The organism is Streptomyces sp. NPDC094143, assembly GCF_040303825.1.
Lineage (GTDB): Bacteria > Actinomycetota > Actinomycetes > Streptomycetales > Streptomycetaceae > Streptomyces.
This window is the reverse complement of the sequence record NZ_JBEOTZ010000055.1, coordinates 22114-30926: the sequence shown is the minus strand read 5'-3', so window position 1 is coordinate 30926 and position 8813 is coordinate 22114. Positions and strand designations below refer to the sequence as shown.

The window sequence follows — 8813 nt, the reverse complement described above, 5'->3', positions numbered from 1 at the left end:
GCCGTCGGCCCCGGGCACCTCGCCTACCTCATCTACACCTCCGGCTCGACCGGCCGGCCCAAGGGTCCCGGTGGAGGGCAGGGGCCCGGCCGGGGGGTCCTACGGGTGCCGACCCGTTCCTACGGGGGCCGGCTCGTTCCCATGGGTGCCGGCCCGTTCCTACGGGTACGACACCACCGTCGACGGCACGGTCGACGTCCCCGACGTGGGCGCCCCCGTGTCGTTGATGACGCACTCGTACTGCCCGTTGCCGCCCAGCGAGACCACGAGCAGGTCGTGGAAGCGCACCCCGGGCCGGGTGGGCGCGGCGAAGCCGTGGTGCTGCACGATGGTCGGGTCGACGTTGTAGTAGCAGTAGCTGCCCAGGCCCCAGCCCTCGTGGCTGGTCACGTTGTCCCCGACCCGGTAGGCCGCGTAGCCCTTGATCGAACCGTTCTGGATCGCGGCCTGGTTCGGCGCGTCGTACGCCTTCTCGTTCTGGAAGAAGATCGTGCGGCCGCGCTCGCCGAACCACTGCACGTCGTACTTGTTGAAGTGCTCCACGAACAGGCCGGTCGCCAGGACGTCGTGGCCGTTGACGACGACGCCGTAGTCGGCCCGGTTGGTCTCCCAGCCGACGCCGTCGCCGTGGTCGGCGCGCCAGACCCAGGTGTGGTCGACGATGGTGTGGCGGCTGTTGACGACCATGCTGGTGGTGGCCTTGCCGGGGCCCGCCCCGCCGATGCGGATGAACACGTCCTGGACGGTGGTTGGGTTGGCGGAGTGGTCCCGGGCGGCGCCGGGCGGGCCGATCTCCAGCAGGGTCGCGGAGTTGACCGGCCCGGCGTCGACGAGGAACCCGGCCAGCCGGACGCCGTCGACGTCGGCGACCCGCAGCGCGGTGACGCCGTTGTCGGGGATGAGCGTGGCGTACCCGAGGCCCAGCACCACGGTGTTCGCCCGGTCGACCCGGATCGGCCGGTCGAGGTGGTAGATGCCCGGTGTCAGCAGCAGGTGCAGCCCTTCGGCCAGGGCCTGGTTGAGCGTGGCCGCGGAGACGCCCGGCTTGGCGACGTAGAAGCGGGTCAGCGGCAGGGAGGTGCCGCGCGGGGTGCCGTTGCCCCAGGTGACGCCCCGGGCGTTGGTCCGCTTCTCGGGCAGGAAGACCCGGTACTCGCTGCCGCTGAGGTACAGGAACGGCTTCTCGCGGGAGACGGGCGTCGTGGCCAGGGTGGTGTACGGCGGGTTGGGGAACCCTTGCGCGGGGGCGCCCTCGACGCCGGAGAACACCATGTTCCACACGCCGTTGAGCCACCCGCCGATCGCGCTGTCCCGGGTGTACCACTGCTGCTGCGAGTACGGCTGCACCTGGCCGTCGATCCGGCTGTCGGCGATGTAGCCGCCGCTGGACCAGCCGTACCCGGTCGGGGCGAGGTTGAGGTTGCCGCGGACGTGCATCCGGCGGAACGGGGCGGCCTGGGACACCGCCCAGCGGTTGGTGCCGTTGACCGGGACCACGGCCAGGTTCTCCGCCGACCGCCAGAAGTTCTGCGTGGCGTTGCCGTTGAACCAGCCCGCGTCGACCGTGATGTCACCGTTGATCGTGGTGTCGTCGGGGGAGAGGCCGAGGCCGGAGATCGAGGTGTAGAAGCCGATCTGCGCGTTGAGGCCGTGGTAGGTGCCGGGCTTGAACAGCAGCTGGTAGCGGCCGGTGCCGAACTGGGCCGACTCCTGCTGCCGGAAGATCTCGTCCAGTCTGCCCTGGATGTTCGGCGTGGACGGGTCGAAGACGACGACGTTCGGGCCGAGGTCGCCGCCGCCGGGCAGGGCGCGCGGCTTCCTGCGCACGGGCCGCTTGCCGGCGGCGGGGGTGGCCGAGGCCGTACCGGGCAGGCCGGCGAGCACGGTGGCCGCCGCCGCGGCGCCGAGGACGGCTCGGCGGCCGGGGGAGGGCAGGCCGGAGGTCGGGGAGTCGGTGGGCATGGGGCGGCTCTCCTGGTTCAGGAAGTGAACGGCGTGGGGTGTGGGGAGCGCTCTCTCGCCGCTGAATAGTTCATCCGTGGAACAGATGCGTCAAGGGGTGCGGCGAGAGTTCGGAGAGTGCGTCGAAACCCTTGACGTGTCTGCCTTCCACGGATTAACTCACGTCCTAAATTAAGCCATGACGGCTCCCTCCCGGCGGGGGAGCACGGTCTGGGGGGCGAACTCCCGTCCTCCCGGAAGGGACACGAGCAGCATGCGCAGTACCCGAGCCGCGGCAGCCGGCGCCGTCACCCTGTCACTCGTCCTCGCGGCCTCGGCCTGCGGAGGTGGCTCCGCCACCGGCGGCGGGTCCAACGACTCGCCCAAGACACTGACGTACTGGGCCTCCAACCAGGGCGCCAGCATCGAGATCGACAAGAAGGTCCTCCAGCCCGAACTCGACAAGTTCGAGAAGCAGACCGGGATCAAGGTGAAGCTGGAGGTCGTCCCCTGGTCGGACCTGCTCAACCGGATCCTCACCGCCACCACCTCCGGCCAGGGCCCGGACGTGCTGAACATCGGCAACACCTGGACCGCCTCGCTCCAGGCCACCGGCGCCCTGCTGCCCTGGGACGCGAAGAACTTCGACAAGATCGGGGGCAGGGACCGCTTCGTCGACTCGGCGCTCGGCTCCACCGGAGCCGAAGGCAAGGACCCGGCCGCGGTGCCGCTGTACTCGATGGCGTACGCGCTCTACTACAACAAGAAGATGTTCGCCGAGGCGGGCGTCTCCAAGCCGCCGGCCACCTGGGACGAGCTGGTCGCCGCCGGGAAGAAGCTCTCCAAGGACGGCAAGTGGGGCCTGGGGGCCGAGGGTTCGAACGCGTCCGAGAACATCCACCACGCCTACGTCTTCGCCAAGCAGCACGGCGCCGACTTCTTCACCGCCGACGGCAAGCCGGACTTCACGGGCGACGCCACGGTGGCCGCGGTCAAGCAGTACGTCGACCTGATGGCCAAGGACAAGGTCATCGCGCCCGGCAACGCCGAGTACGCGCAGAACCAGTCGGTCAGCGACTTCGCCAAGGGCAAGACCGCGATGCTGCTGTGGCAGTCCGCCTCCGCCAACCTCAAGTCCCAGGGCATGAGCGAGGACGACTACGGCGTCGCGCCCGTGCCCGTGCAGTCCGGTACTCCCGGCACCGGCAAGCAGGTCAACTCGATGGTCGCGGGCATCAACCTCGCCGTCTTCAAGAACACCGACAACCTCGACGGCGCCACCAAGTTCGTGAAGTTCATGACCGGCGACGACGAGCAGAAGATCCTCAACAAGGCCTACAGCTCGATCCCGCCGGTGAAGTCCGCCCAGTCGGACGCCGCGTTCGCCACCCCGGCCAACGCCGTCCTGAAGGACACCCTCGCCAAGAGCGCCGTCGCGCTGCCGCAGGTCGCCGACGAGTCCCAGTTCGAGACGGCCGTCGGCACGGCGATCAAGGACCTGTTCGCCGACGCGGCCGCCGGACGCGCCGTCACCACCGCGTCGGTGAAGGCGGCCCTGGAGAAGGCCCAGCAGCAGATGCCGGCGGCCTGAACGACATGACCACCACGGTTGAAGCCGGCACGCCGCCGGTCCGCACGAGCCCGTCCGGTGCGTCGCCTGGCCCCCGCCGCCGCACCGGACGGATCCGCCGCGTCGGCCTGCCCTACCTGCTGCTCCTGCCCGCGCTGCTCCTCGAACTGCTCGTCCACCTGGTGCCGATGGTGATCGGCGTCGTGATGAGCTTCAAGGAGCTCACGCAGTTCTACATCCGCGACTGGGGCGCCGCCCCCTGGTCCGCCCTCGACAACTACAAGGTGTCGGTGGACTTCGACGCCCCCGTCGGCGAGGCACTGCTGCACTCCTTCCTCGTCACCGTCGCCTTCACGCTGCTGTCGGTGGGCCTGTGCTGGCTGATCGGCACGGCCGCCGCGGTCTTCATGCAGGACACCTTCCGGGGCCGCGGCCTGCTGCGGGCGCTGTTCCTCGTGCCGTACGCCCTGCCGGTCTACGCGGCCGTCATCACCTGGGTGTTCATGTTCCAGCACGACAACGGCCTGGTGAACCACGTCCTGCACGACCAGCTGGGCCTCACCGACAAGCCGTCCTTCTGGCTCATCGGCGACAACAGCTTCATCGCGCTGCTGACCGTGTCGGTGTGGAAGGGCTGGCCGTTCGCGTTCCTCATCGTCATGGCCGGGCTGCAGAACATCCCGCGCGAGCTGTACGAGGCGGCCGCCCTGGACGGGGCCGGCGTGTGGCAGCAGATCCGCCGCATCACCCTGCCGTCGCTGCGCCCGGTCAATCAGGTCCTGGTCCTCGTGCTGTTCCTGTGGACGTTCAACGACTTCAACACGCCGTTCGTGCTGTTCGGCAGGACCGCGCCGACGGCGGCCGACCTCATCTCGGTGCACATCTACCAGGCGTCGTTCGTCACGTGGAACTTCGGCACGGGCTCGGCGATGTCGGTGCTCCTGCTGCTGTTCCTGCTGCTGGTGACCGCCGTGTACCTGGTGCTGACCTCGCGCGGACGGAGGGCCGCCTCATGAGTTCGCCCCTGGCCCCGCCCCGGTCCTTCCTGTGGTCCCGGCGGGTCTTCCTGACGCTGCTGACGGGCTTCGTGCTGCTGCCGGTCTACGTCATGGTGTCCAGCTCGCTGAAGCCGCTCGCGGACGTCACGGGCAAGTTCCGCTGGCTGCCGACCGAGCTGACGATCCGCCCGTACGTCGACATCTGGTCGACCGTCCCGCTCGCGCGCTACTTCGTCAACTCCCTGATCGTGGCCGGCGCGGCGACGGTCTGCTCGGTGGTGATCGCGGTCTTCGCGGCGTACGCGGTGAGCCGCTACGACTTCCGCGGCAAACGCGTCTTCACGGTCACCGTCCTGTCCACGCAGATGTTCCCCGGCATCCTCTTCCTGCTGCCGCTGTTCCTCATCTACGTCAACATCGGCAACGCCACGGGCATCGCCCTGTTCGGCTCGCGCGGCGGCCTGATCCTCACCTATCTCACCTTCTCGCTGCCGTTCTCCATCTGGATGCTGATCGGCTACTTCGACTCGGTGCCGCGCGACCTGGACGAGGCGGCGCTGGTCGACGGCTGCGGCCCGCTCGGCGCGCTGTTCCGGGTCGTGGTGCCGGCGGCGGTCCCGGGCATCGTCGCGGTGGCCGTCTACGCCTTCATGACCGCCTGGGGCGAGGTCCTGTTCGCCTCGGTGATGACCAACGACACCACCCGCACCCTCGCCGTCGGCCTCCAGGGCTACTCGACCCTCAACGACGTGTACTGGAACCAGATCATGGCCGCCTCGCTGGTCGTCAGCGTCCCCGTCGTCGCGGGCTTCCTGCTGCTCCAGCGCTATCTCGTCGCCGGCCTGACGGCAGGAGCCGTCAAGTGACCGACTCGCCTGTTCTCGAAGGGACTTCCGTGACCATCGACCTCGCCGCCCTCCCCGACGACTTCCTGTGGGGCACGGCCACCTCGGCGTACCAGATCGAGGGCGCCGTGGCGGAGGACGGCCGTGCGCCGTCGATCTGGGACACCTTCTCGCACACCCCCGGCAAGACCGCCGGCGGCGACCACGGCGACGTCGCCTGCGACCACTACCACCGCTGGCGCGAGGACATCGCCCTGATGCGGCAGCTGGGCGTGAACGCCTACCGCCTCTCGATCGCCTGGCCGCGCGTCGTCCCGGGCGGCGACGGCCCCGTGAACCCCAAGGGCCTGGCCTTCTACGACGAGCTGATCGACGGCCTGCTGGAGGCCGGCATCACCCCGTCCGTCACCCTCTACCACTGGGACCTGCCGCAGGCGCTGCAGGACCGCGGCGGCTGGCCGGAGCGCGACACGGCCCTGGCGTTCGCGGACTACGCCTCGGTCGTGGCCGGGCGGCTCGGCGACCGCGTGACCCACTGGGCCACCCTCAACGAGCCCCTGTGCTCGGCCTGGATCGGCCACCTGGAAGGCAAGATGGCCCCCGGCTGGACGGACCTGACCGCCGCCGTCCGCGCCTCCTACCACCTGCTGCTGGGCCACGGCCTCGCGGCCCGGGCGATCCGGGCCGCGGCTGCGGGCGCCCAGGTGGGCATCGTCAACAACCTCTCCACCATCCACCCGGCCTCCGACCGCCCCGAGGACCTCGCGGCGGCCCGCCGCATGGACGGCCACACCAACCGCTGGTGGCTCGACCCGGTGCACGGCCGCGGCTTCCCGGAGGACATGCGCGAGGTCTACGGCGTCGAACTCCCGGAGCAGCCCGGCGACTCAGCGGCCATCGCCGCGCCCCTGGACTGGCTGGGCCTGAACTACTACTTCCCGCAGACCGTGGCCGACGACCCCGAAGGTCCCGCCCCGTACGCCCGGGCCGTCCGCCGGGAGGGCGTCCCGCGCACCGGCATGGACTGGGAGATCGACGCCGGCGGCATCGAGGAACTGCTGCTCCGCCTCACCCGGGACTACGGGGCGCGCCGGCTGTACGTCACGGAGAACGGCTCGGCCTTCCCCGACGTCGTCCGCCCCGACGGCACCGTCGACGACCCCGAGCGGCAGGACTACCTCCTGCGGCACCTCGCCGCCTGCGCCTCCGCCGCCCGCCGGGGCGCCCCGCTGGCCGGCTACTTCGCCTGGTCCCTGCTGGACAACTTCGAGTGGGCCTACGGCTACGAGAAGCGGTTCGGGCTGGTCCACGTGGACTACGCGACGCAACAGCGCACGATCAAGGGGACGGGCCACCGGTACGCCGAGGTGGTGCGGACCCACCGGAGCCGGGCGCGCGAAGCCGCCTGAGCCACGAACGCCGGGGTGGGCGGGGTGCGGGAGCCCACGCCCACCCCGGCTCACCCACCCCGTTGGATCCCCTGCTTGTCAGGTACACGCCACACTTGTACGAGTCATGAGAAGACCGAACCGGAGGAGAGCCATGCCGTCCCGTACGCCCCGCACCCTCCTGACCGCCATCGCGGCCCTCGCACTGCTGACCGCGGGCCCCGCCTTCGCGGCACCCGCCCCCGAGGCGCGGGCCGCGGTCGCCGCCTGGGACACCGACCGCGCGGCCGCCGCCTACGCCGTGAACCCGGCCGCCGTCACGGCGTCCGGCAGCGAGAACGCCGACACGTCCCCCGGCCGCGCCTTCGACGGCAACGGCTCCACCCGCTGGTCCAGCGACTTCTCCAACACCGCCTGGATCCGCGTCGACCTCGGCTCGACGATCCGCGTCGACCGGGTCGTGCTGGACTGGGAGGCCGCGTACGGCAAGCGCTATGTCCTGGAGGCCTCGAAGAACGGCACCGACTGGACGCCCTTCTTCACCGAGACGGCCGGAACCGGCGGCTCGGTCACGGCCCACACCTACCCCCAGGAGGTCACGGCCCGCTACGTCCGCCTGCGCGGCGTGGAACGAGCCACCCCCTACGGCTACTCGCTCTGGTCGATGAGGATCTACGGCGGCGAACCGGCCCCCGCGTCCACGACCCGCACCAACCTCGCCCTGAACCACCCGGCCTACGCGAACTACTACCAGCACGCGGGCAACTCCCCGGCGTTCGTGACGGACGGCGGCCGGCCGGCGGACCTGAAGGCCGACGTCAGCCGCTGGTCGAGCGACTGGAACGCCAACCGCTGGGTCTCCGTCGACCTCGGCGCGCCCTCGACGATCGACTCGGTCGACCTGTACTGGGAGGCGGCCTACGCCGTCGACTACGAACTGCAGGTCTCCGACGACAACCGCGGCTGGCGCACGGTGTACCGCCCCTCGGCCGCCGAGGTGGCCTCCCGCCGCGCCAACGTCAAGTCCCCGGCCGAGGCGGTCGGCCTGCACGACGCGGTCCGCCTCCCGCAGCCGGTCACGGGCCGCTACGTCCGCATGCTCGGCAAGGAGCGCCGCTCCTTCCACAACCCGGCACCCGCCACGGCCCAGTTCGGCTACTCCCTCTACGAGTTCGAGGTCTGGGGCACGGGCGGCAGCGCGACGGCCGCCTACCCGGCGCTCCCCGGCGAGCAGTCCGGCACCTACCGCACCACGTTCTTCGACGACTTCACCACCCCGGCCCTGGACCGCGGCAAGTGGCGGGTGGTGCGCACCGGCACGGAGATGGGCTCGGTCAACGGCGAGGCACAGGCGTACGTCGACTCGGCGGACAACATCCGCACGGAGAACGGCGCCCTGGTGCTGTCGGCGAAGCACTGCAAGGGCTGCACCCAGGCCGGCGGCGCCACCTACGACTTCACCTCCGGCCGCATCGACACCCACACCCGCTTCGACTTCACCTACGGCAAGGTCAGCGCCCGCATGAAACTCCCGGTCGGCGACGGCTTCTGGCCGGCGTTCTGGCTGCTGGGCAGCGACGTCGACGACCCGTCGGTCGGCTGGCCGTCCTCCGGCGAGACCGACATCATGGAAAACATCGGATACGCCGACTGGACCAGCACCGCCCTGCACGGCCCCGGCTACTCGGCCGACGGCAACATCGGCGCCCGCCAGGTCTACCCCGGGGGCGGCCGGGCGGACGAGTGGCACACCTACGCGGTCGAATGGACCCCCACGACGATGCGCTTCTTCGTCGACGAACGCCTGGTCCAGGAGACGACCCGCAACAAACTGGAGTCCACCCGCGGCCAGTGGGTCTTCGCCCACAACCAGTACGTGATCCTCAACCTGGCCCTGGGCGGCGCGTACCCGGCGGGCTGGAACAAGGTGACGACCCCGTACTGGGGCCTGCCCCAGTCGAGCGTGGACCGGATCGCGGCCGGGGGAGTGCGGGCGGAGGTGGACTGGGTGCGGGTGGAGCAGAAAGGCTGACGCGGGACGGCCCGCCCCGGACCGTCTCCCGGAGCGGGC

General features: G+C 70.6%; 6 protein-coding genes. 5 read left to right on the top strand and 1 reads right to left on the bottom strand.

What is annotated here, in order from left to right; genetic code table 11:
* Positions 1-159: 159 nt before the first annotated feature.
* Positions 160-1962 (bottom strand): pectate lyase-like domain-containing protein, encoded by a 1803-nt coding sequence (locus ABTZ58_RS36725; protein ID WP_351366761.1) that lies wholly within the window; start codon positions 1960-1962, stop codon positions 160-162.
* A 253-nt stretch (positions 1963-2215) separates the two neighbouring features.
* Between ABTZ58_RS36725 and ABTZ58_RS36720 the strand changes: the two genes are divergently transcribed.
* The 5 genes from ABTZ58_RS36720 (at position 2216) to ABTZ58_RS36700 (ending at position 8774) form a co-directional block, all read left to right on the top strand.
* A complete protein-coding gene (locus ABTZ58_RS36720; protein ID WP_351366758.1) occupies positions 2216-3532 on the top strand; it encodes an ABC transporter substrate-binding protein in 1317 nt (438 codons plus the stop codon).
* A 5-nt stretch (positions 3533-3537) separates the two neighbouring features.
* On the top strand, positions 3538-4527 hold the full coding sequence (locus ABTZ58_RS36715; RefSeq protein WP_351366755.1) for a carbohydrate ABC transporter permease: 990 nt from the start codon (positions 3538-3540) through the stop codon (positions 4525-4527).
* Between the two features lie 8 nt (positions 4528-4535).
* Entirely contained in the window at positions 4536-5375 is an 840-nt protein-coding gene (locus tag ABTZ58_RS36710) for a carbohydrate ABC transporter permease (protein WP_309097838.1), read from the top strand.
* 29 nt (positions 5376-5404) lie between these two features.
* Positions 5405-6763, top strand: a complete 1359-nt coding sequence (locus ABTZ58_RS36705; protein ID WP_351366752.1) for a GH1 family beta-glucosidase — start codon at positions 5405-5407, stop codon at positions 6761-6763.
* Between the two features lie 133 nt (positions 6764-6896).
* Entirely contained in the window at positions 6897-8774 is a 1878-nt protein-coding gene (locus ABTZ58_RS36700) for a discoidin domain-containing protein (protein ID WP_351366749.1), read from the top strand.
* The last annotated feature ends 39 nt before the right edge of the window (positions 8775-8813 follow it).